Annotated in this window: 16 protein-coding genes, 1 pseudogene and 1 riboswitch; of the genes and pseudogenes, 10 read left to right on the top strand and 7 right to left on the bottom strand. The window is 62.0% G+C overall.

Features of this window, described 5'->3' with window-relative positions:
- The 7 genes from M3436_10115 to M3436_10145 all read left to right on the top strand — a co-directional run.
- Window positions 1-4679 (top strand): HAMP domain-containing protein (locus tag M3436_10115; protein MDQ3564469.1); only part of this gene is annotated, 4679 nt, incomplete at its 5' end.
- A gap of 11 nt (window positions 4680-4690) precedes the next feature.
- Window positions 4691-5776 carry a response regulator gene (locus M3436_10120; protein ID MDQ3564470.1) on the top strand — a complete coding sequence of 362 codons (1086 nt, stop codon included), beginning with the start codon at window positions 4691-4693 and terminating at the stop codon, window positions 5774-5776.
- A gap of 3 nt (window positions 5777-5779) precedes the next feature.
- Window positions 5780-8236 carry an EAL domain-containing protein gene (locus tag M3436_10125; GenBank protein MDQ3564471.1) on the top strand — a complete coding sequence of 819 codons (2457 nt, stop codon included), beginning with the start codon at window positions 5780-5782 and terminating at the stop codon, window positions 8234-8236.
- A 209-nt stretch (window positions 8237-8445) separates the two neighbouring features.
- Window positions 8446-8856, top strand: a complete 411-nt coding sequence (locus M3436_10130; GenBank protein ID MDQ3564472.1) for a hypothetical protein — start codon at window positions 8446-8448, stop codon at window positions 8854-8856.
- A gap of 37 nt (window positions 8857-8893) precedes the next feature.
- Window positions 8894-9121, top strand: a complete 228-nt coding sequence (locus M3436_10135; GenBank protein MDQ3564473.1) for a DUF5985 family protein — start codon at window positions 8894-8896, stop codon at window positions 9119-9121.
- 9 nt (window positions 9122-9130) lie between these two features.
- Window positions 9131-9394 (top strand): DUF5985 family protein, encoded by a 264-nt coding sequence (locus M3436_10140; protein ID MDQ3564474.1) that lies wholly within the window; start codon window positions 9131-9133, stop codon window positions 9392-9394.
- A 235-nt stretch (window positions 9395-9629) separates the two neighbouring features.
- Window positions 9630-10127, top strand: coding sequence for a DUF4112 domain-containing protein (locus M3436_10145; GenBank protein MDQ3564475.1), 498 nt, complete (start codon window positions 9630-9632; stop codon window positions 10125-10127).
- A 511-nt stretch (window positions 10128-10638) separates the two neighbouring features.
- Here the strand turns inward: M3436_10145 and M3436_10150 are convergent.
- The 3 genes and pseudogenes from M3436_10150 to btuB form a co-directional block, all read right to left on the bottom strand.
- Window positions 10639-11034, bottom strand: a pseudogene (locus M3436_10150) (cobalamin biosynthesis protein).
- A gap of 3 nt (window positions 11035-11037) precedes the next feature.
- Window positions 11038-11622, bottom strand: a complete 585-nt coding sequence (locus M3436_10155) for a hypothetical protein (GenBank protein MDQ3564476.1) — start codon at window positions 11620-11622, stop codon at window positions 11038-11040.
- Window positions 11623-11660: 38 nt separating this feature from the next.
- Window positions 11661-13562 carry a TonB-dependent vitamin B12 receptor gene (gene btuB / locus M3436_10160; GenBank protein MDQ3564477.1) on the bottom strand — a complete coding sequence of 634 codons (1902 nt, stop codon included), beginning with the start codon at window positions 13560-13562 and terminating at the stop codon, window positions 11661-11663.
- A gap of 121 nt (window positions 13563-13683) precedes the next feature.
- A riboswitch (cobalamin riboswitch) is annotated at window positions 13684-13914 on the bottom strand.
- A gap of 101 nt (window positions 13915-14015) precedes the next feature.
- Between btuB and M3436_10165 the strand changes: the two genes are divergently transcribed.
- Complete coding sequence (locus tag M3436_10165) at window positions 14016-14333, top strand: hypothetical protein (protein MDQ3564478.1); 318 nt, start codon at window positions 14016-14018, stop codon at window positions 14331-14333.
- A gap of 248 nt (window positions 14334-14581) precedes the next feature.
- Window positions 14582-15448 carry a hypothetical protein gene (locus M3436_10170; GenBank protein ID MDQ3564479.1) on the top strand — a complete coding sequence of 289 codons (867 nt, stop codon included), beginning with the start codon at window positions 14582-14584 and terminating at the stop codon, window positions 15446-15448.
- Between the two features lie 237 nt (window positions 15449-15685).
- Here M3436_10170 and pdxA read toward each other — a convergent pair whose 3' ends face one another.
- The 3 genes from pdxA to lptD all read right to left on the bottom strand — a co-directional run bounded on the left by pdxA (window position 15686) and on the right by lptD (window position 20432).
- Window positions 15686-16705 carry a 4-hydroxythreonine-4-phosphate dehydrogenase PdxA gene (gene pdxA / locus M3436_10175; GenBank protein MDQ3564480.1) on the bottom strand — a complete coding sequence of 340 codons (1020 nt, stop codon included), beginning with the start codon at window positions 16703-16705 and terminating at the stop codon, window positions 15686-15688.
- Window positions 16706-16785: 80 nt separating this feature from the next.
- The gene (locus M3436_10180) at window positions 16786-18111 is read right to left on the bottom strand and encodes a peptidylprolyl isomerase (GenBank protein ID MDQ3564481.1); all 1326 of its coding nucleotides are present in this window, start codon (window positions 18109-18111) and stop codon (window positions 16786-16788) included.
- Between the two features lie 38 nt (window positions 18112-18149).
- Window positions 18150-20432, bottom strand: coding sequence for an LPS assembly protein LptD (lptD, locus tag M3436_10185; GenBank protein MDQ3564482.1), 2283 nt, complete (start codon window positions 20430-20432; stop codon window positions 18150-18152).
- Between the two features lie 404 nt (window positions 20433-20836).
- Between lptD and M3436_10190 the strand changes: the two genes are divergently transcribed.
- Window positions 20837-21745, top strand: coding sequence for a fumarylacetoacetate hydrolase family protein (locus M3436_10190; protein MDQ3564483.1), 909 nt, complete (start codon window positions 20837-20839; stop codon window positions 21743-21745).
- 219 nt (window positions 21746-21964) lie between these two features.
- Here M3436_10190 and mpl read toward each other — a convergent pair whose 3' ends face one another.
- Entirely contained in the window at window positions 21965-23329 is a 1365-nt protein-coding gene (mpl, locus tag M3436_10195) for a UDP-N-acetylmuramate:L-alanyl-gamma-D-glutamyl-meso-diaminopimelate ligase (GenBank protein ID MDQ3564484.1), read from the bottom strand.
- Window positions 23330-23775: the final 446 nt, after the last annotated feature.

Here is a 23775-nt window from a genome sequence, read left to right on the forward strand (position 1 = left end):
TGGATCAGCTCAACGCCTTCGCCGCCGAGGTCACACGGGTGGCGCGCGAGGTCGACACCGAAGGCAAGCTCGGCGGTCAGGCCGAGGTGCCCGGGGTCGCCGGCACCTGGAAGGATCTCACCGACTCGGTCAACCGCATGGCCTCCAACCTCACCGCCCAGGTGCGCAATATCGTCGAGGTTACCACCGCCGTCGCCCGCGGCGACCTCTCGCGCAAGATCACGGTGGATGTGCGAGGCGAGATCCTCCAGCTCAAGGAAACCATTAACACGATGGTCGAACAGTTGCGCTCCTTTGCCTCGGAAGTCACGCGGGTGGCGCGCGAAGTCGGCACCGAAGGCCGCTTGGGCGTGCAGGCCGAGGTGCCCGGCGTGGCCGGCACCTGGAAGGACCTCACGGACAACGTCAACTACATGGCCTCCAACCTCACTGCCCAGGTGCGCAACATCGCCGAGGTTACCATCGCCGTGGCCAGCGGCGATCTCTCCCGCAAGATCACGGTGGATGTGCGAGGCGAGATCCTCCAGCTCAAGGAAACCATCAACACGATGGTCGAGCAGTTGCGCTCCTTTGCCTCGGAAGTCACCCGGGTGGCGCGCGAAGTCGGGACGGAAGGCCGCTTGGGCGTGCAGGCCGTGGTGCCCGGCGTGGCCGGCACCTGGGCGGACCTCACCGACTCCGTCAACGCGATGGGATCTAACCTCACCGCCCAGGTGCGCAATATCGCCGAGGTTACCACCGCCGTCGCCCGCGGCGATCTCTCGCGCAAGATCACGGTGGATGTGAAGGGCGAGATCCTGGAATTGAAGAACACCATCAACATCATGGTGGATCAGCTCAACGCCTTCGCCGCCGAGGTCACGCGCGTGGCGCGCGAGGTCGGCACCGAGGGCAAGCTCGGCGGTCAGGCCGAGGTGCCCGGGGTCGCCGGTACCTGGGCGGACCTCACGGACAACGTGAACTACATGGCCTCCAACCTCACCGCCCAGGTGCGCAACATCGTCGAGGTCACCACCGCCGTGGCCAACGGCGATCTCTCCCGCAAGATCACGGTGGATGTGCGAGGTGAGATCCTCCAGCTCAAGGAAACCATCAACACGATGGTCGAGCAGTTGCGCTCCTTTGCCTCGGAAGTCACCCGGGTGGCGCGCGAAGTCGGCACGGAAGGCCGCTTGGGCGTGCAGGCCGTGGTGCCCGGCGTGGCCGGCACCTGGGCGGACCTCACCGACTCCGTCAACGCGATGGGTGCCAACCTCACCGCCCAGGTCCGCAACATCGCCGAGGTCACCACCGCCGTCGCCCGCGGCGATCTCTCCCGCAAGATCACGGTGGACGTGAAGGGTGAGATCCTCGCGCTGAAGAATACCATCAACACCATGGTGGACCAGCTCAACGCCTTCGCCGCCGAGGTCACGCGCGTGGCGCGCGAGGTCGGCACCGAGGGCAAGCTCGGCGGTCAAGCCGAGGTGCCTGGGGTCGCGGGCACCTGGAAGGACCTCACAGACTCGGTCAACGTCATGGCCAACAACCTCACGGATCAGGTTCGCGGCATCGTAAAGGTCGTAACCGCCGTGGCCGAGGGCAACCTCCGTCAGAAGCTCACCGTGCAGGCCAAGGGCGAAGTCGCCGCGCTGGGCGAGACCATCAACGACATGACCGACACGCTCGCCACGTTCGCGGACCAGGTCACCAACGTCGCGCGCGAGGTCGGCGTCGAAGGCCGTCTGGGCGGTCAGGCCAACGTCCCGGGTGCCGCCGGCACCTGGAAGGACCTCACCGGCAACGTCAACCTCCTGGCGGCGAACCTCACCAGCCAGGTGCGCGCCATCGCGGAGGTCGCCACCGCCGTGACCAAGGGCGACCTCACCCGTTCGATCACGGTCGAAACCCGCGGCGAGGTCGCGGAGTTGAGGGACAACATCAACACCATGATCGATAACCTCCGCGTCACCACCGAGAGCAATGTCGAAAAGGACTGGCTGAAGACGAACATGGCAAAGTTCACCGGCATGCTCCAGGGCCAGCGCGATCTCATCACCGTCGGCCGGACGCTGCTCTCCGACCTGGTGCCGCTGGTCAACGCCCAGCAGGGCACCATCTACCAGATGGAGGATGGCGCGAAACCCTCGCTGCGTCTGCTTGCCGCGTACGCCCAGCGGCCCGGCCAGCCCGAGCGCATTCCGGCGGGCGAAGGATTGGTCGGCCAGTGCGCGGCGGAAAGGCGGCGCATCCTCCTCGACCGCGTGCCCCCCCGTTACACGCAGATTCACTCCAGCCTCGGCAAATCCAAGCCCGCCAGCATCGTCGTGCTGCCCGTGCTCTTCGAAGGGGACACCAAGGCCGTCATCGAGCTGGCCTCGCTGCAACCCTTCACCGCGACGCACCTCACCTTCCTCGAACTGCTCACGCAGAGCATCGGCGTCGTGCTCAACACCATCGAGGCGACGATGCGCACCGAAAATCTGCTGCAGCAATCCCAGCAACTTACATCCGAGCTCCAGTCCCGCCAGACGGAGCTCCAGCAGACCAATGAGGAGCTCGAGCGCAAGGCCACTCAGCTTGCCGAGCGCAATGTCGAGGTGGAGCGCAAGAGCAAGGAGGTGGAGCAGGCCCGCCATGCCCTCGAGGACAAGGCCTCCGAACTGGCCCTCACCTCCAAATACAAATCCGAGTTCCTCGCCAACATGTCCCACGAGCTGCGCACCCCGCTCAACAGCATCCTCATCCTCGGCCAGCAGCTCGCCGAGAACGCCGGCGGCAACCTCAGCAGCAAGCAAGTGGACTTCGCCCGTAACATCCACTCCGCCGGCACCGACTTGCTGAATCTCATCAGTGACATCCTCGATCTGTCGAAGATCGAGTCCGGAACCGTCACCGTGGAAGCGGAGGAAATCCCCTTCGCGGCCCTGCGCGAGGGGATGGAGCGCAGCTTCCGCCACGTCGCCGAGTCGAAGAATTTTCCCTTCCGATTGAACTTCGGCCCGGAGCTGCCGCGCCTGCTGACGAGCGATGCGAAGCGCCTCCAGCAAATCCTGAAGAACCTGCTCTCCAACGCCTTCAAGTTCACCGCCCAGGGCCAGGTGGTCCTGGACGTCCGTCCGGTGACCGAGGGCTGGACGCCCGGCCACCGGGTGCTCACCCACGCTGCGGCCGTGGTGGCGCTGTCGGTGACCGACACGGGCATCGGCATACCGCCAGACAAGCAGCGGCTCGTGTTCGAGGCCTTCCAGCAGGCCGATGCCGGCACCGGCCGCAAATATGGCGGCACCGGTCTCGGACTCGCCATCAGCCGCGAGCTGGCGACCTTGCTAGGCGGCGAAATTCGACTCTCCAGCACGCCCGGCGAAGGGAGCACCTTCACCTTGTACTTGCCAGTGACCTATACCGGCCCGGCGGCGCCGAGGATTGCGCTCGCCACCGCACAAGCTGCTGATGCCGCCTTGCCCGTGCTGCCGGTGGCGCGCGAGGAAGCCGTTCCGGACGACCGTGAGATCATCCAGCCCGGCGACCCCCTGATGTTGATCCTGGAGGACGATCACCACTATGCGCGGGTGCTCCTTGGCCTCGCGCGCGAGAAAGGATTCAAGGGTATCGTGTGCAACCGCGGCCACACGGCGTTGGTGCTCGCCCGCCAGTATCTGCCCACGGCCATCAGCCTGGATGTCTTCCTGCCCGACATGCTCGGCTGGACGGTGCTCGACCATCTGAAGCGCGATCCCGCCACGCGCCACATCCCCGTGCAGATCATCACGGTGGAAGAAGAGCGCCCGCACGGCCTCGCCCACGGCGCTTTCTCCTACCTGGTCAAGCCCGCCACCACCCAAGTCCTGGAACAGAGCTTCGAGCGCATCAAGAGCTTCGCCGAGCCGCATATGAAGCGCTTGCTGGTGGTCGAGGACAACGCGATCGAAAGCCAAGGCATCATCGAATTGCTGGGTCACACGGACATCGAGATCACCGCCGTGGGCTCGGGCGCCGAGGCCCTGACCGCGCTCCGGGATCGGGCGTTCGACTGCTGCGTGCTCGACCTGCGGCTGCCCGACATGAGCGGCTTCGAGCTGCTGGAGCAGGTGCAGGGCGAGCCGCGCCTGCGCGATCTGCCGATCATCGTCTTCACCGGCAAGGACCTCACCGCCGAGGAGGAGCAACAGCTCACGACGATGGCCCAAAGCATCGTGCTCAAGGATGTCCAGTCGCCCGACCGGCTCTTGGACGAAACGGCGCTATTCCTGCACCGCGTTGTCGCCGACCTGCCCGAGCCCAAGCGCCTGATGCTGGAGCGGCTGCACGGCTCGAACGAGGCCTTGCGCGGCCGCAAAGTGCTGGTGGTGGACGATGACGCCCGTAATATTTTCGCCTTGAGCACCGTGCTCGAGAACCAAGAGATGGAAATCCTGAGCGCCACCAACGGCCGTCAGGCTATCGATCTCGTCCAGAACACCCCGGACTTGCGGGCCGTGCTCATGGACATCATGATGCCCGAGATGGACGGCTACCAGACGATGCGCGAGATCCGCAACGATCCGCGCTTCCGGCTGCTGCCGATCCTCGCCCTGACCGCCAAGGCGATGAAGGGCGATCGCGAAAAATGCCTTGCCGCGGGCGCCTCCGACTACATCGCCAAGCCCGTGAACACTGACCAGCTCCTCTCCCTGCTTCGCGTCTGGCTGCACCGTTAAGGAGAGGGGTCGTGGACAACCGCGCCAATATCCTGTTGGTGGACGACAAGCCACAAAACCTGGATGTGCTCGAGAGCATTCTGGATTCGCCGGCTTACCGGTTGCTCCGTGCACAGGACGCCAACCAGGCGTTGGGGACGATCCTCGCCCACGACATCGCCGCCGTTGTGCTGGACGTCGAGATGCCGGAGATGAGCGGCTTGGAGCTCGCGCGGATCATCAAGAGCCGGAAGAAAACCCGACATATCCCGATCCTCTTCCTCACTGCCCAGTTTCACGAGGACCAAGATATTCTCAAGGGCTACGGAGCGGGTGCCGTGGATTACCTCACCAAGCCCGTCAACGCGCAGATCCTTACATCCAAGGTGGCGGTCTTCGCGGACCTCTTCCGCAAAACCCAAGCGCTGGCCGCGGCCAACCGCGCCTTGGAGATCGAGGTCACCGAGCGCAAGCAGGCGGAAGAAAGGATGGCCGCCGCGCTGCGGGAGAAAGAGACCCTGCTGAAAGAGGTCCACCATCGGGTCAAGAACAACCTGCAGGTCATCTCCAGTCTCCTGGATCTGCAGGCCGGGCAGACCCAGGACGCGGGCGTCCGTGAGGTGCTGGCCGAGAGCCAGGGCCGCGTGCGGGTCATGGCCCTCATCCACCAACTCCTGTACGAGCGGAAAAATTTCTCGCGGGTCGATCTGGGCCAGTACCTGGAACGCTTGACCCAAATCGTGCTCAATGCGTATCCGGTGGATCCGCAACGCATTGCGTTGAAGCTTGACGTGGCCGAGGTGTACCTGGATCTAGAGCGAGCAATGCCCTGCGCGCTCCTCGTCAACGAGCTCGTGACCAACGCCTTCAAATACGCCTTCCCCGGCGGCCGGAGGGGAGAGATCAGCCTCTCCTTGAAGGCGCACGGGGACCGGGAGGCGTTACTCACCGTCCGGGACAACGGCGTGGGTCTGCCCGTGGGGCTGGATATAACCCAGGCGGCATCACTCGGCTTGCAACTCGTGCCGCTGTTCGTGGACCAGATGCATGGGAGCTTGCGCGTCGAGCCGGGGCCGGGCGCCTGCTTTGAGCTGCGCTTCCCGACCGGCGGGGGATAAAAGATGGTGAACCCAACGAGCATCCTGATCGTCGAGGACGAGCGGGTCATTGCCTTTCACCTGAAGCACCAGCTCGAGGGGCTGGGCTACCGGGTGGCCGCGGTGAGCGCGAGCGGCGAGCAGGCGGTAGACAAGGTCGGCCAGCTCCGCCCGGACCTCGTGCTCATGGATATCCATCTGGAAGGGGCGCTGGACGGGATCGACGCCGCCGGCCAGATCCACTCCAACTATCGCATCCCGGTGGTGTTCTTGACCGCCCACGCCGAGGACGAAACCTTGCAGCGCGCCCAGGCGAGCCTGCCCTTCGGGTACCTGGTAAAACCCGTCGAGGCGCGCGAGCTGCACGCCACCCTGCAGATGGCGCTGAGCCGGCGCGCGGCCGAGGTCGAGATCGAGGTCGAGGTCAAAAAAGGTAAGGAGCGCTTGCAGCTCGCCCTCGACGCGGCCGAACTCGGGGTCTGGGAGTGGGAGGCCGCCGGCTGCCGGATCACCACCGGGGCGCGTATCCAGGGCATTTTCGGGGGCGCCCCGGAGCCGATCGGCGAGTCATGGGGGACCTTCCTGGCGCGGGTACATCCCGAGGATCGCGCGGGTGTCCAGAAGGCGATGGAAGAGGCGGCGGCGTTCGGACAATCGCTGAACCTCGTGTTCCGAACCCTGCGGCCCGGGGGGGAGATCGGCTGGATCGAGGCCCATGCCAAGGCCTCTAAAGCGGCGCTGCCCGGCCAGGTGCGCGTGGTCGGGACCACGAAGGACATCACGGAGCGGCAGGAGACCGAAGAGCGGCTGCGGCAGGCCGCAGCGGTCTTGGAGACGACGGCCGAGGGGATCTTCCTGATGGATCGCGAGCATCGCATCGTCTCGATCAACCCGGCCTTCACGGCGATCACGGGGTATGGCCGGGACGATGCCGTGGGGCAGGACCCCGATATGCTCCTGCATGCCCGGCGCCATAGCGATCAGTTCTACCCCAGGCTCGAAACCACCCCCGGCGGGCAGTGGCAGGGGGAGACCTATTGCCGGCACAAGAACGGCACGGTCCTCCCGGTCTGGGAGAACGTGAGCGTGGTCCGGGACGAGGAGGGCGCGGTGACCCACTACGTCGCCGCGTTGTCCGACATCAGCGCCATCCGGCGGGCCGAGGCTCAGTTGAATCACCTTGCCCACCACGACCCCCTCACGGGTCTCCCCAACCGCCTGCTCTTCAACGACCGGCTCGACCATACGCTCGCACGGGCGCAGCGGGAGACCGGGTGCTGCGCCATCCTCTTCTTCGACCTCGACGGCTTCAAGGTCATCAATGACACCCTCGGGCATTCGAGCGGCGATCTGCTGCTCCAGACCATCGCCGCCAGGCTCAAGGGGGGCTTGCGTAGCAACGACACGGTGGCCCGGCTCGGGGGGGATGAGTTCGTCGTGATCCTCGACCACATCGCCCACCCCCCGGACGCCGCGCGCATCGCGAGCAAGCTCCTCGAGGCACTGGCCGTGCCCGTGGAGCTCGGGGGGGAGCGGGTCGCCGTTTCCGCGAGCGTGGGTCTCTCCGTCTACCCCGACAACGGCCGCGATCGGGAGGCGCTGCTCAAGGCCGCGGATACGGCCATGTACAGCGCCAAGTCGCAAGGGCGCAGCCGCTACTGTTTCTATACCGAAGAGCTGGCAACGCAGGCGGCCGAACGCCTGAACATCGAGCAGGGGCTGCGGCGCGCGCTCGCTACCGACGGGCTGGTGCTCCACTACCAGCCGCAGGTGGCGCTTGGCGACGGCGCCCTCACCGGGGTCGAGGCGCTAGTACGCTGGCAGCATCCCAAGCACGGCCTGATCATGCCGGGTCGCTTCATCGCGATCGCCGAGGAGAGCGGGGTCATCGAGCCGCTCGGCCGCTGGGTTCTGTTCACGGCCTGCGCGCAGGCCATGGCGTTCCGGCGCACGGACGGGCTGCCGCTCCGTCTCTCCGTCAACGTCTCGGCCCGGCAGCTCGCCCGCGACCACTTCGAAGACACCGTGCGCGAAGCGCTCGCCGAGAGCGGCTTCCCGGCCTCCCAACTGGAGATCGAGATCACCGAGAGCACCTTGCAGCTCATCGAGCACAGCCGGCGCCTCCTCGAAGCGCTGAAGGCCCTGGGGGTCTCGATCGCCATCGATGACTTCGGGACGGGCTATTCCTCGCTCAGCGTCATCAAACACCTGCCCATCGACCGGCTCAAGATCGACCAGTCCTTCGTGCGCGACATCCCGGGCGACGCCGATGACGTGGCAATCGTCGAGACCATCGTCAGCCTGAGCCGGACACTGGGGCTCCGCGTCCTCGCCGAGGGGGTGGAGACCGAGGCCCAGCTTGCCATCCTGCGCCGCCTCGGTTGCGAGGAGGGCCAGGGCTATCTTTTCAGCCGGCCCTTGCCTGAGCTACAAAGCCTCTCGAACGGGGAACGGCCGTGGGCGCAAATGCCGTGGAGCTGAGGCGGGTGTTGGGGAGCCATACGGATCGAAGGCCAGGGAATTCAACGGGATTTGGCGACGGGTAATGCTGCGTGATGCCGCGGTCCGCCCCGCCGAGCAGCGATTTCGCAGTCCGCTCATGGGTGGTTGTCCCGGTGAGCTTTCCGGTGCAAGGGATGATTCAGAGATCGGATCACTTCGTATATGCCCACATAAGTTGTGTACAGCGGATGTCGAAGAAAAGCGTAATGGTCGATGACATTATCCCGGACGATGTAAAGCAGTTCATCCTTGAGCGCATCGACTCCATTGCCCAATTAGAGGCGCTACTTCTTCTGCGTGATAGTCCGCAGGTGGATTGGGCCGCCAATGCAGTCGCCAAAAGGCTTTACATCGGTGAGCAAGAAGCGAGCGTGATACTGCAACGCCTATGCGCCGGCGGTTTTTTAATCGCTAACGCGGAAAAATCGCTCCTATACCGGTATCACGCCGGATCTCCTGAGCTTGGACAAACGGTGGACCGGGTGGCCGCGCTATATTCCGTGTACCTTATACCAGTGACCAATCTCATTCACGCGAAGCCTCGGACCAGGGTTCAAGAATTCGCCGACGCCTTTAAACTAAAATCAGATAAGGATTAGAGCAATGGCCGGTTTAATAATCTATGGATTGTGTGCAATGACAGCGCTCTTATGCGCCTGGTTGCTGCTGCAGGCCTATCGCCGCAGTCGTTACCGATTGTTACTCTGGAGCGGCCTCTGCTTTGCCGGGTTAACGCTAAACAATATGCTGGTTGTCCTCGATAACGCGTTGGGGCCCGCCGCGGACCTACACACCTGGCGGTTAGTCGTGGGGCTCCTCGCGATGCTGGTGTTGCTGTATGGCCTCATCTGGGATGCGGAGTGAGACGCTGCCATGAATTCCGTGATATTGGGTGCAATTGCGATGGCTTCGATGGTCGCCGCACTGTTCTTCCTGCGCTTCTGGCGGGATACTCGAGATCGTTTTTTCCTCTTATTCGCCACCGCTTTCGCCATAGAGGGGCTCAACCGAGCGCTATTAGGACTGACCGTGGTGTCACAGGAGCACGAGCCCTTCTTTTATCTGGTACGACTTTTTGCGTTCGGGCTCATCCTGGTGGCCATCGTAGACAAGAATCGCACCGGACGGCCGCGTTGAAGGAAGATCAGGCGCACGCAGCCATGATGAAGCTTCTGATGAGGGACCTCGGATCGAAACGGTTCACCCCAGCGCCTGTAGCGGGAATGGGGCGCCGCGGTGTGGAAACGGCGCCGATCAACGGCGTAGATTGCATTCGACTGTTCCCTTGCCTAAGCTGTCAGCATAAATAGTACGCACAAAGACTGCCGAAGCTATGCCGTGCTAGCAAAGCACGCGTAGGAGGAAGGGTACCTTGTCTACTTCGATCGATCGTGACAGCGAAGTCGCGCGTGGGGCGGCGTCGCTTCAGAGACTCGAGAAATTGGGCCAGCTACTGGACACCGTCCTGCCTATCCCCGGGACGCGTTTCCGTATTGGGCTGGACGGCATCCTGGGATTCATTCCGGGGATAGGCGACGCCGCGGGCGCAGCGATCTCCGCATATCTAATCTTCGAGGCCGCCCGCCTGGGGGTGCCTATCGCGACGCTGCTGCGCATGGCGGGCAACGTCGCGATTGATACGGTGATCGGCGCGGTCCCGGTTGTGGGAGACCTCTTCGACATTGCTTGGAAGGCCAATCTCAAAAACCTGGCATTAGTGCGCGGCCAGGTGGTACCTGCCGGCGTTCCCGGTCGATCGCCGAGCCAGGTCGGGCGCCTGTTTATGGTGCCGGTGATGCTGGCCCTGCTCGTTCTGCTCGTGCTTTCGATCGCCGTTGTGGCCTTGGTGTTCCGGTTCGTTTTCGGCTGATCGACGACTAAGAATTCCTAGGGAAGCTCTGCAAAAGTGTCGCGAGCAAGCCCAAATGCGCGAAGCCGCGGAGCGAGTCGCGAGACATATCAGGTAGATAGGCGAGCGAGGAGCGAGCACGCGACAAAGCAGATGGGCTGCGCAGTAACTTTTGCAGAGCTTCCCTAGGGTGGAACAGACCTTTAGGCCACGCTCGCTGCTAAATGCGGCGCAATACACTGGCGCTATTGCGCCCAATGCTCGCCCGGTGACCATCGAGAATCAAAGCCTATTGCCCGCCGCCAGTCGGAAATCTTCGCGCAGGACATGGAGAGATCACGGCTTATAACTTACGAAGCCTGGCAGAACCGCCCGTGGCGGGAAAAATTGATCGAATACGCATCCTCGTTCCTCAGCTCGCAACTCTAAAAGGTCATATCAGCCGCTTGGCCTTGATGAACATGACCACACTCCGGTGTTGGCGAGCGCCTCCTCAAGGCGCCCCGCGGCCTCGCGCAGTCTTCCGCCGTGCTTAAGCATGCAAGGCCCCCGCGAGGCCGAACACGGCGAGCCACAACCACACGCCACCGCGAACGAGCCCGAGCGCCCGCTCGATGTCGTCTACGGCGGGCGGCTGTCCCGCGCCGAGCACCGGGCGGGCCTGCCACTCGCCCGCATACCGGGCGGGCCCGCCAATGATTACCCCGAGTGCCCCCGCCCCCGCGGCCATCACCGGCCCGGCGTTAGGGCTAGCCCAGCCGCGGGCTTGGGTGCGCCAGCACCGGAGGGCTTGCCCGGAGTTCCCGAGCACCGCATAGGTCAGCGCCGTAAGCCTCGCCGGTAAATAGTTCAGCGCGTCGTCGAGCCGCGCCGCTGCCCAGCCAAAGTCGAGATAGCGGCCGTTGCGGTAGCCCCACATGGCGTCCACCGCTCAGCCCGCCCTCTGGTGGCGTGTACGAATGAAGTTGCTGCCGGCCAAGGTGAATACGATATGCACTACGATGGCGATCCCCATCCAGAAGGCTAGGCTCTCCAGAGAGGGCGGGAAATACTTCGCTAGCCGCAAGCCGAGCTCGACGAAGCTGGTTTCCGCAAACCGTCCTGAGAAGAAATAAAACCCGCCGCTCGAGATGATCTCGCAGACCGTTGCGCCAATGACCACACTGCCCGCCAGCGGGAACAACGTGGAGAGTGCGAAACGGTGGCGGCCCGCGTACCAACGGCCGGCGAGCCAGAGCGCGCCGTAGGCCGGCAGCAAGAATCCGTAGGCGGGGCTCGCGCAGAAATCGCTGACGCCGAATCCGGCGATGGCGATATAATCACTCACCCCGGCCAAGGCAATTAGCGCGGGAAACATCCATAGCGGACGCAGATAAAATCCGGCGAGGAAGAACACCGCCCACGAGGCGTCGGGCAGGTGGAGCGTCGCGGCGAAGTGATGACTACGGGTGGCGGCCATGAGCAGGGCTAGCGTGAGGCCGATGGCCAGCGCCGATCGAGGGGGCACGGGGATCATGATGGTCTCCTCCTTTGGTCTCCTGTTACTCGGTGAAATTATAGTGCATCCGGCTGGTAGCGGAGCGTTACGAAAAGGTTGGTGTCATCCTGGTTGAAGAAGTCCGCGGTCTCGTACTCCTTGTCGAGCAGGTTACCGACCTTCCCTTCCAGGAACAGGCCCTTGTAAAGCTCGACCCCGGCCCGCAGATCCACGAGCACGTAGCCCGCGAGCCGCCGGGTGTTTTCGAGGTCGTCGAAGCGGCGGCCTTCGCCATAGACCGTCGCCCCGACCGAGAAACGGCCGAAACGCCGGTCGAGATCGAATCGGAACATCTGTTCGGCCCGGCGGGGCAGGACGTTGCCCTTGTTCGGGCCCTCGCCGCGAACCTCGGGATCGATGAAGCTCAAATTAGCCGCGATGTCCCATCCTAAGATTTGCGTGGACGCGACCGCCTCCAGCCCAAAGATCCTGGCTTCCTCGACATTGGCTGCACGGATCCCGAACGGAAACTCGGGACTAAGAGGCACGCTGATAAATCCGATCAAGTCATCCAACTGAGTGTAATAGCCGCTGAGCGACCAGCGCACCCCTACCACAGTCCCGTTGGCGCCGAGCTCGACGCTCTCGGAGCGCTCCGGATCGAGGTTGGGATCGCCGAATCCGGGGAAGTACAGGTCGTTGAAAGTCGGGGCCTTGAAGGCCCGGCCCCAGCCCGCGGTCAGGTGCAGCAGCGGGCCGAAGCTATAGCCGAGCGTGGTGTTGCCCGTGGTCTCGTCCCCGAAGCGCTGGTTGTCGTCATGGCGCACGCCCAAGACCCAATCGAGATCGTTGAACACGCCTTGATATTGGGCAAACCCGGCCTTGTTGTCGCGCGAAGTCTCGGTAAAAGCCAGGTTGCTTTCGAGCAGATCCTTGTAATAATCGAAGCCGACGGTCAAGAGGTGATCGGGCGCGAGTGTGATATCGTTCTGCAGCGAGGCGCTCTGGCGCTGGGTATCGAAGACATCCGTGCTCGCGGGATTGTTCACGCTGTCCAGCTCGTCCAGGCTTCTGCCGCCCGCGAGTGTTACCTGCCAGCGCTCTAGGGGCGAGAAACGCAGCTTGCCGCCGACCGTCTGCTTGAGGAAATCCGTGCGGTTATGGAAGAACTCTAGAGGTGCGAAAGTGACGGGAGCGAAATCGTCGGTTTGGTCGAACTCATTCTCACCTTCGGCGTGTAGCAGGTGGGCATCGACCTCGAGCCCGTTCTCGAAGCGATAGCCGATCCGGGCGCTGCCGGCGTTATTGGTGTAACCGTCGTCATCGGGCTCGAAGGTGAAGCACCCGCCTGGCTGCGCGATCGTGCTGCTGCAAGAGTTGAAGCCCGCCGTGTCGAGCCGGCTCGCACTCAGATTGAACCAGCCGCGATCGCCACCCCCCGAGAGTCCACCCGCAATCTTATAGGTCCCGTGACTGCCGCCGCCGGCGCTGAACTGGGGCTTGAGCGCACCGCCTCCTTTGCGGGTGAAGATCTGGATCACCCCGCCGATGGCCTCAGACCCGTAGAGGCTTGACCGTGGGCCGCGCACGACCTCGATGCGGTCGATTTGACCGATCGGGATATCCTCAAACGCGGCCGTCCCCGAAGTGGCCGAGCCGATGCGGATCCCATCCACCAAGACCAAGACATGGTCCGATTCGGTGCCGCGCAAACGCACCGTGGTTTCCTTTCCCAAGCCGCCGCTGTTCGCAATGCCCAAACCGGGCACTCCGCGCAGCGCCTCTTGCACCGAGGTCGCCTGGCGGCGCTCGATCTCCTCGCGCGTGATGACGGTGACCGAGGCGAGGGTCTCATCGGCCGTCTCGGCGGTCCGGGTCGCGGTGACGATGATTTGATCTAACTCGGTCGGTTCCTCCGCTGCGTATAAAGAATAACAACAAAGCGGCAGCATGACTGCCGACAATCGGCGAAATAGCATGGCCTACATCCTCCGCGCACACCCGCGCAATAACGGTACATAGCGCAAGGCTCGCGGAGAAATGGCGGCAGGGCGGGAAAAGGGATAACGGCCCGGGCGCCACGGCATCACCCTCCGCAATGCCATTGCAACACCTTCAGGCCGGTCTCCGGACTCGCAAGTGGGTACAAACCCCGGGAGCAGCGCCTTCCCATGCTTGATGCACAGTGGCGTGATGCTGATCCGTTACTTGCTTACCGTTGCGGGGGCAGCGCCGGGATTGCGCTCGGGTCGAAACTCGAGCGCGCACCGGCTTCCCGTTTCATCCCTTCGATCGAACGTTCTCAGGGACACCTGAAGCGTGCACAATATGGTCTACGCGTTGAACTGTTGTCAATAGCCCAAAAGGGGTCAAGTCCTGTGGGATCCCCACGAATATTGCGCAAAAATCAGTCAGACCAGCGGTGGCTGCGTATGTCATCGAGGGCCGGCCGCGAGCAGGTCCGGCAATCGTACCGCATCGACGGGGTCAAGCTGCTGACGATGCTAATGCGTCCGCAGAAGTCCACCCCAACACAGCCCATCATGGCGCCTGCGCGCATCAGCTGGGCGCTCAAACGGGTGTTCGATATCGATATTGAGCACTGCCCCCACTGCGGCGGTACCTTGAAGATCATCGCCGCCATCGAAGATCCCCACGTTATTTGCCAAGACCTCACCCCTCTCAGCTTGCCCATCAGAGCACCGCCGCGATCCCCGGCGCGGCTATTCGATCGACTTCGAATGGCCTGATCCCAGTACCCCCATCCGATTCAGCTCACTGAGCCCACAACCTCCCCTAGGCCTGCACTCGCGCAAGACGCCAAAACGCTCCGAAACCTGGGCGCCTCGGGCCGATAAATATCCCGGAAAGTCCCCAATCCCGGACCCAGGACGCGCGTGATTGACACCCCGCAGGTTAAGCAGTACCTTCACTTTTGAGGAAAAAGGGCGTTTAAAAATCCTATACGTGTTTGATTTCGATCTAAAAGGAGCGTGTTATGAACTACTGGTTAAAAACTTCAATCTGTTTTCTCATCCTATTGTTCGGTCAAATGAAGGCTGGTTTGGCGGTGGAGGAGATTAGCCAACCTATTCGGATGGCAGTAGGTCCTGTAGTTCCTGATGACCCGCTTCCGCCCTCTTGCGAAGCAGACGGCATTTGCAGGGTAAACGAGTGCCGGAACAATCCAGACCCCGATTGTCCAGAATTGCCAGACTCATCTGGGCCAAGCGACGCCCCTGAAACTACCGGGAACACTACAGAAACGGGTGTATCCGGTATCAAGGGCAGCGTTTTCGTGACGGGGGATGCTGATAGCACAACACATGCACTGTATGGAATATCTTCGAAAGAGCGAAGCGATGAACCGTGCTTGGTAACGGCCTTAAAAGAACATATTAATGATTCAAGTAAAGACACCACTCCCCATGCAGATCTCTGTGGTCCAAAGGGGTCCACATCTTCTGAAATAAAAGCTGCATTTGGTGATTCACACTTCCAGGGAAAACGTGTCTTTTTGACCGGCGTACAGGTATGTATGAATAATGACAAGACGCGCGTAAAAGGGTTCAAGATTCGCGGTAAGAAAATCACTGATGATGGCGAGCTGGTTGATTTAGAACGCAAAGAGCGCACCCCAGGTCAGGCGGGTGGTTCAGATCAAGGGTTAGGTATAGGTACTGAGCAAAAAGACGACCGATGGAATTGTGACCAAAAGGAAGGTTGGATGGATTGGGCTGAATGCCCCGTCAACTCATTGGCAACCGCCGCAGTACTTCATTTCCAGGCGGGTGCAGATCCACGAAGTCTGACCGGTATCGCACTGAAGTGCCAGAGCATCGAAGACATGGGGGTTGCTAGCTAAGTAGCTAGAGGTTGGAGCCTATTCCGAGGGAGTGATATGGGGCTAGACTTGGCCAGACTCGAATGGCACTTACTTAAGAAAAAAATCCGGCAAAACCGTCATTCCGGCCGGAGCGAAGCGGCGAGCCGGAATCCAGTCATTCGTGTACCTTCCTGGATTCCTGCCTCCGCGGGAATGACGGAAATTTTGGACTCCCGCCTTAAGTAAGCGCCATTCGGGTCTTTCCCGGAACGGCTCTTACCTCGCCCCCGGCAGGTAGCGGCCGCGAGTGCCGAGCGCGGCCATCTCAAAGGCGGCATCAAGGGCCGCGAGCAGGCTGCTTGGATCGGCCTGGCCGGTCCCGGCTAGCGAGAGCGCCGTGCCGTGATCGACCGATGTTCGAATGATGGGCAAGCCGAGCGTCACGTTCACGGCGCGGCCGAAGCCTTGGTACTTCAGAACCGGCAGCCCTTGATCATGGTACATCGCAAGCACCGCATCGGCGCGATTCACTGGTTCGGCGACGAAGGCGGTATCCGCGGGCAACGGGCCCTCGACGCGGAGGCCCTCCGCACGCACGGTCTCGATCGCCGGAATGATATGATCGATCTCCTCGGTGCCAAGGTGTCCGCCCTCCCCCGCATGGGGGTTTAGGCCGCAAACGGCGATCCGGGGCTGGCGCAGGCCGAAACGGGCGCGCAGATCCCGAGCCAGGATCCGCAATACGCTTACGATGCGATCCTCGGTGATGAGATCGCTGACAGCGCGAAGGGGCACGTGGGTGGTGGCGAGGGCGACGCGCAGCTCGGGCGTACACAACATCATCACCGGAAAATGGCCGCCGGTCGCCGCGGCCAAATACTCCGTATGACCGGTGAAGGGGATCCCGGCATCGTTGAGGATCCCCTTGTGCACGGGCGCCGTCACCATGGCGTCGAAGGTCCCGTCCATGCACCCGCGGCAAGCCTGCGCGAGGGCCTCGACCACAGAGGGGGCGTTGCGCTTATCCAATTGGCCGCTGACCGCCGGGCGGGCGAGCCGTACCGGGATGAGCTTGATCGCGCCGCGCCGCCCGAGCGTGCGATCTTCCGGCGAGAACGGCTCGATATGCAACTGGAGTTTGAGCTGCGCGGCGCGTGCAGTCAGCAAATCCGGATCGGCGATGACGGTGATCGCGCCCGGATGCTCGCGTTGCGCGATGCGGACAATTAAATCCGGTCCGATCCCAGCGGGCTCGCCGGCGGTGATGACAATCCGGGGGCAAGGACGTGCAATCATTGATAGCAGCTAAATCGCCGTACTATCGCTCGCTCAGAGCTTGTGAAGAAATCGTCGCAGCAGATTTTTTTCACAAGCTCTCACTCGCGGAAACGATACTCGACATAGGCCTCGTCACGCAGGCGGCGTAACCAGGCTTGGCCGGTTTCTTCGATCTTCCTCTGCCGGATCGCATCGCGGGCCTTACCTCGCAGCGCCTCGCGCGTATTGTCGTGGTCGCGGCGTTGCAGGACCTGCACGATGTGCCACCCGAACTCGGTCTCGAAGGGATCGCTGATCCCGTCGGGGCTTAACAGGTCCATGACTTCGTCGAACTTAGGCGCCAGATCGCCCGGACTGACCCACCCCAGGTCGCCGCCCTTGGCCGCGGTAGCTTTGTCTTCCGAATGCGATCGGGCCAGATCATCGAAATCGTCCCCGGCGTCGATACGTTCCTTAAGCTTATGGAGGCGTTCCAGCACATCGTCGCTCGACATCAGTTCGCTAGGCTTGATCAGGATGTGCCGGGCGCGCGTTTGTTTGACGGTCATCTCTTCCCCGCTCCGGACCCCCAGCACCTTAATGATATGGTAGCCGCTGGGGCTGCCGATCACGTCACTGACCTCGCCCTCGCGCAGCGAGGTGACGGCTTCCGAAAACACCGTAGGCACTTCCCCGGCTTTGCGCCAACCGAGATCGCCGCTATCGAGGGCCTGCGGGTCGCCGGAATTCTTCGCCGCCATGCGCAGGAAATCTTCGCCCGCGCGCACGCGCCGCAGGAGCTTCTCCGCCTTTTTGCGCGCCTTCTCCGCGTCCTCCTCGGACGCAGCCTCCGGTGTAGCAACCAGAATATGCGCGAGACGATATTCCATCTCGATCGTATCTTGTTGCACTTGCGTGGCGAGATAGTTGTCTATTTCCCGGTCCGAGACATGCACCAGGTTCGACACCTCGCGCTGGCGCAAGCGGCTGATGATGATCTCATGCCGGACATCCTCCCGAAATTGCGCAAAGTCATAACCGTCGCGCTCCACCGCTTCGCGAAAGCGCGCCAGCGGCATGCCGTTTTCCGAAGCGATATTGCTCACCGCACGGTTCAGGGTATCGTCGTCCACTTTCAAGCCGGTCTGCGCGGCAAGCTGCAACTGAATCTTCATGACGATGAGGCGCTCCAGTACCTGACGGCGCAGGGCGGCGTCAGGCGGAGCATCGGCGCGTTGTTGCTGCAATTCCGCTTTCACGCGCTCGAACATACGATTGATCTCGCTTGCCATGACAATGTCGTCATTCACCACGGCGATGATCGCATCGAGCGGTTCGGCGGCGGCTGCCGCGCAAGCGCTATAAGCCAGGAGAAAGGCGGCGAAGCAGCCCTGTCTTAAGCATTGCAGGAGCGGGTTTAAGTTTCCACTTGCGGTCTTGTACATGCGTCCATCACAAGTATTCAACACCCCGGCGCGCGGCCTTAAAATTCGTCCTCGTAACCGGGAATGCTCCGTTCTAGATAACTGGTGGTGCTGCGTCCAAAGCCGGCCAGCCCCTTGAGCTCGATCTGAACGAAAAACGCGTTGTCGAACTCCCCCGTGTCGTCGCTCAAGAACCGCCGCGCTACCGCGCGCACGCCCCAGCAGCAACTCTCGTATTCAAACCCTCCGGCGGCCTCGAGGGTCTCCTCGGTATCCAAGGAATAGGTCCACTTACCGATGACGCTCCAATTCGGGTCCAACGGCCAAATAAACCCCAGATCGGTCTGTTCGATTTCTGTGAAGCGAACACCGCGGATACGGCGGCGGATGCGATAATCGGCGTTCACGATGGTGTCCGGATCGGGGCCATAGCGCAACCCGATGAGGCCTTTTTGGACAGTCGCGTCGTTGGGGTCCCAGTACAAATCCCCCCGCGCACTGAAACCATTGGGCAGCCGGGTCATGAGCCCCGCGACGATCTCCGACACCGGATCGGTATCGACTGTCTGGCCGGGCCCGGGCAAGGTGACGCGGCGATCCTCGAAATGAAAGATCTGACCCACGCTCGCGCGCAGATGTTCCCAGCCGGTATCGCGATTTATGATCCTGGAAGTAACCGCGACCACCGTTTGATTTGCGTCGCCGAGACGGTCGAGGCCGCTGAACCGGTTCTCGCGAAACAGTTGCCCGAAGGAAATGTCATATTCGGCGGTATCAAAAATAGGCAGATCATCCTGATCCTGCTCGGGGATGTATAGATAGAAGATCCGCGGTTCAATGGTTTGCACGGCCGGCAGCGCCGCGAAATCGAGGTCGCGTTCGAATACGAGCCCGCTATCCAGGCTCACGATCGGCAGGGTCCGGTTCGGGCGATTATCCGCCTCTGCGGTGTTTTCGAGGTAATACTGAGTATGTTCGAGGCTCACCCGAGGCACGAGAAATCCCCCCGCCGCGTGTACCGGGTAGCTGATGACAGGTTTTAGGTCGATACGGCTGCCGATGATCCCTTCATCGCGGTCAAAATACGTGGCTTCTCCGAAAAAGTCGAGGTTGATTTCCCGGTCGCCCGCGGGCAGGCGGGTGGAAAAAAAAATCTGCGGCAGCCGCTTGTAAGGCCGGTCCAATACATCAATGGTGGGATCGATCGTTTGAAACCCGTGCAAACGGCCGCGTAGATTGAAGTAATCGCCGCGGTAGCTGACGTCCGCGCGCTGTGGAAGATAGCGCGTGCTGGTGACCGCAAGATTGGTTCCGATGTCCTCGAAGTATTCCGAATCGGACACCCGGTTGAAGGTCAGAAAAGCGTGACCGCGCTGGCGCGCGAAATCTTGCTCATGGGTAAACGCAACCAGCGACCGGCTCTCGTCCTCGAACTCGGCGTCCGCGGGCAGATACTCAAAATCCAGCTCTCCCTCGCCGCTTTGCAGGAGGTAACGATATTGGCCCCCAAGCATGACGCCGCGGTTGGAAAGTATGCGGGGTTGGACGGTTGCATCGTGTTGGGGCGCGATGTTCCAATAGTAGGGGGTGCTTAGGTCGAAACCGCCGTCGGACGAGCTTCCCACCGTCGGCGGTAAGAAACCCGATTTGCGCTTGTCGCTAATCGGGAAAGTGATATACGGCAGATAGAATACCGGCGTCTCCCGCACCCGCAGCACCACGTGCTCAGCCTCGCCCCAATCCTCGGAATGATCCAGTTTCATGCGCTTAGCCGCGAGCTGCCAGTCCGGTGTCTTGCCGCTACAGGTGGTGTAATCGACGTCTTTAAGCTGTGTGACATTCTCCCGCGTATCGAGATTGATGATACGCGCGCCCCCGCGCCCGCGCCGTTGCAGCAATCGATACTCGCCATATTCAAGATGGGCGCGGTCGTTGTCGAGATCGAGGCGGCCGTATTTCCCCGACCAAAACAAGGCCGGATCCCAAAGGAGCAGATGACCTTCGGCCTCAATGACGGCCTGACCGCGCTCGTAAGTGAGGAGATCCGCAACCAACGCTTGCTGCTCGCGGACCAAGGAGACGCCACCCACGAATGTCGACACATTCTCCTCCAGCACCTCCACCCGGTCGGCCATCACCTCGATCGACCCCAATTTATATGCCGCCGGATTATGGGGGGGGCGGTCCGGAATCTTCGGATCGGCCTTGCAAAGCACATAGCGTGGATCTTCAAGCTCCGGCGCCCCGGCCGCCGGCGATGCCGCAGCGCACACTACGATCAAGACAGCCAGTAGCACAGAGCTTTTGGCGGCGGGAATTTGAGCGAGCGCGTGCGATATCATCCCAGTGTTCTGTAATTCAAATAAGCCAATAAACACAGTCGGCGTCGAAAACCAGATTCGTCATTCCCGCGGAAGCGGGAATCCAGCGCCGGCCTTTGCTCCGCATGGATTCCGGCTCGCGTCCGCTGCGCGGACTGGCCGGAATGACGGGTCTGTGGTGTTTCTGTGACACTCCACTAGGACTACCGGCGGCGGCGTGATGGTATGATAAATTTCAAATCGGGGCGGATCACGACACCAACCGGTGAAAATTCAGCATATACGGATGGGCGCGGCAGGCCAGGCGGGAGTCGCGGGAGGTAGACATCGGGAGTTCATGGTAAAGAGCGAGGAGGTGTTATGGCAAGTGATCCCACGGCGAAGTGGATCCTCGATCGCGCGCTGGATGCGCTCTTGGTGCATCTATGAAGTTGGTAACCTTTACCCACATGGGTGAGAGGCGCATCGGCGTCGCCTCCGGCAACTACGTCTACGCGATCGGGTCTATCCCCGGTTATCCGCGCGAGATGACGGAACTGCTCGCGGCCGGGCACGCGTTATCGGGCGATCTCGCCAACCGGCTCGAGCGTCATTGTGAACGCACCGCGCTCGCGGACATTCATCTCGAAGCGCCGCTGCTCCGGCCCCCCAAGTTTCTGGCAATCGGCTTGAATTATGCCGACCACATCACAGAGAAGGGCGGGTCGCGGCCGGCCTTCCCGACCATTTTCAACAAACAGTCTACCTGCGTGAACGGGCCCTACGACCCAATCCATAAACCGGGCGTCTCGGAGCAAGTGGATTACGAAGGCGAGCTAGGATTCGTGATCAGGAACCGCTGCCGGCACGTGCCCGCGGACCGGGCGCCGGAGGTGATAGCCGGCTATTTGGTCGTGAACGATGTGTCGGTGCGCGATTGGCAAGCGCGCTCGCCAACGCTGACGCTTGGGAAGTCGTTCGACACGCATGGACCCATCGGTCCGTGGATCGTGACCCCCGACGAGATCGGCGATCCCCACGCGCTTGATGTCCGCACTTATGTCAACGGGGAACCGCGGCAGGCGTTCAACACGCGCGACATGATCTGGAACTGCTACCGCTTGGTCGAGTTGCTGTCGACGGTTTTCACCTTGGAGCCCGGCGATGTCGTTTCCACGGGCACCGGGCGGGGTGTGGGGATGCGCCGGGACCCGCCCTCGTTCCTGCAGCCGGGCGATGTCGTGCGCATCGAAATCGAAGCGATCGGCGCGATCGAGAACCGCGTAATCGAAGAGCCCGAGACTTCACTTGAACAGCGTCCGCGGAGCCCATGCCCCGCGGACGAAACTACGTGACTATGGGTGCCTGCCGCCCAGAGTTTGTGAAAGAACCGTCGCGAGCGAAGAGAGGTCGCGTTCCGCCGGAGCGCAGGACCGTTTCGCCGGGAGCGAAACGGCGCGTAAGCCCCGAAGGGGCGAGTCTCAAGGATGAGACGAGCAACCGGAGTGTATGTTGAAATACATGAGGATTCCGAGCACCGCCGGAACGCGAGATCCCGAGCGCAGTAGGTTTTTTCACAAACTCTCACCCAAGGCTTGCAAAAGCTTTTCGTGGAGCCCGCCGAAGCCGCCATTGCTCATAATAAGCACCTGATCGGCCGGTTGCGCGAGCGCCAGGATCCTGGTCACGATGGCGTCGAGATCCTGGAGGAGAATGCGTTTACTCCCGAGGCTACGCGTCTGCCCTGCCAGATCCCAGCCGAGGTTGGGCGGACAATAAAAAAGCGCCATATCCGCCTCGCTGAACGCATCGGCGAGGGATTCGGCATGGGCGCCCAGGCGCATGGAATTGGAACGCGGTTCAAACACCGCAATGATCCGCGACGATCCGACTCTCTGGCGCAAGGCCGAAACGGTGGCCCGGATCTCCGTGGGATGATGCGCGAAATCGTCATACACCGACACCCCGCGGAGGACCGCAAGCTGTTCCAGCCGGCGTTTGACACCGGCAAAGCTCGACAAGGCGCGGATAGCCACATCGGGCGCCACGCCCGCATGCCGCGCGGCGGCCAAAGCGGCGAGCGCGTTGAGTGCATTATGCTGTCCGAGCAGCCCCCAGATGAGCCGCCCGATCGGATTGCCTTCGAGCATGACATCAAACGCGCTGAAATCCGCGGCTGCGTCTCGAAAACACCATTGCTGTACCCGATCCGCTCCGAAGGTCTCTACGGGCGTCCAGCGCCCCATCGACAGCACCTCGTCGATCACCGTGTCCGGGGCCGCCCGGATGAGCAACCCTTGACCGGGTATGATGCGGATCAGGTGGTGAAACTGCCGCTTGATAGCCTCCAGATCAGGGAAGATATCGGCATGGTCATATTCGATATTGGTGATCACCAAGGTGCGCGGACGGTAGTGGATGAACTTGGACCGCTTATCAAAAAACGCTGTATCGTATTCATCCGCCTCCACCACGAAGCAGCGGCCGCTGCCGAGCCGGGCGGTCACATTGAAATTCAAGGGAACCCCACCGATGAGAAACCCCGGCGCATGACCCGCGTACTCCAAGATCCAGGCCAGCATGCTGGCGGTCGTGGTTTTGCCGTGGGTGCCGGACACGGCGAGCACCCAGCGATCCTGCAACACCTGCTCGGCTAGCCATTGCGGCCCCGATCGATAGGCCAAGCCCTCATTAAGAAGGTATTCGATGCAAGCATTACCGCGGGAGAGCGCGTTGCCGACGACCACCAGATCGGGCGCAGGATCGAGGCTGGAGGCACGATATCCGTCCGTGACCCTGACGCCGCTTTGCTCAAGCTGAGTGCTCATCGGCGGGTAAACGCCCTGATCCGAGCCGGCGACTTCGTGACCGAGCTCGCGCGCAATGCGGGCGATTCCGCCCATGAAGGTGCCGCATACGCCGAGAATATGGATCTTCACGCCGCGGACGACGGAAAGTATCCCCGGCCGCTCTGGGATGAGCCGCAGGACATCCTAAAAAGCGTGGTAACCGCGCGAGACATCAGTACGAGTATAGGCTGAGGGGGTATTTTAGTTGCGGTGTCTATCATAAACTGCACGCTGCGCGCAGGCTATGTCAGCACCGGCCGTGATGACAGGGGGTGGATAAGACGCGCCTAAGAGAACTATAACTTCGCGTTTCGCGGGTGCTTTTAGATAGCATCGCGATTTACGCTACGATACGACCACTCAGTCGAGGAGAACGAAGCATGCATAAGAACACAAGTCCGGTAAGAATTGCCGCCTTTACCTTCGCGTTGGCACTCGCAATTTCAGGCTGCGAGTCGGAGAAACCCGCCGTGACGGAAGCGCCGAAGCCTGCCGCCGCGCCCACCGCGTCAGCCGCATCGCGGCTGCTGTTCGAC

It is taken from the genome of Pseudomonadota bacterium (assembly GCA_030859565.1).
GTDB lineage: Bacteria > Pseudomonadota > Gammaproteobacteria > JACCXJ01 > JACCXJ01 > USCg-Taylor.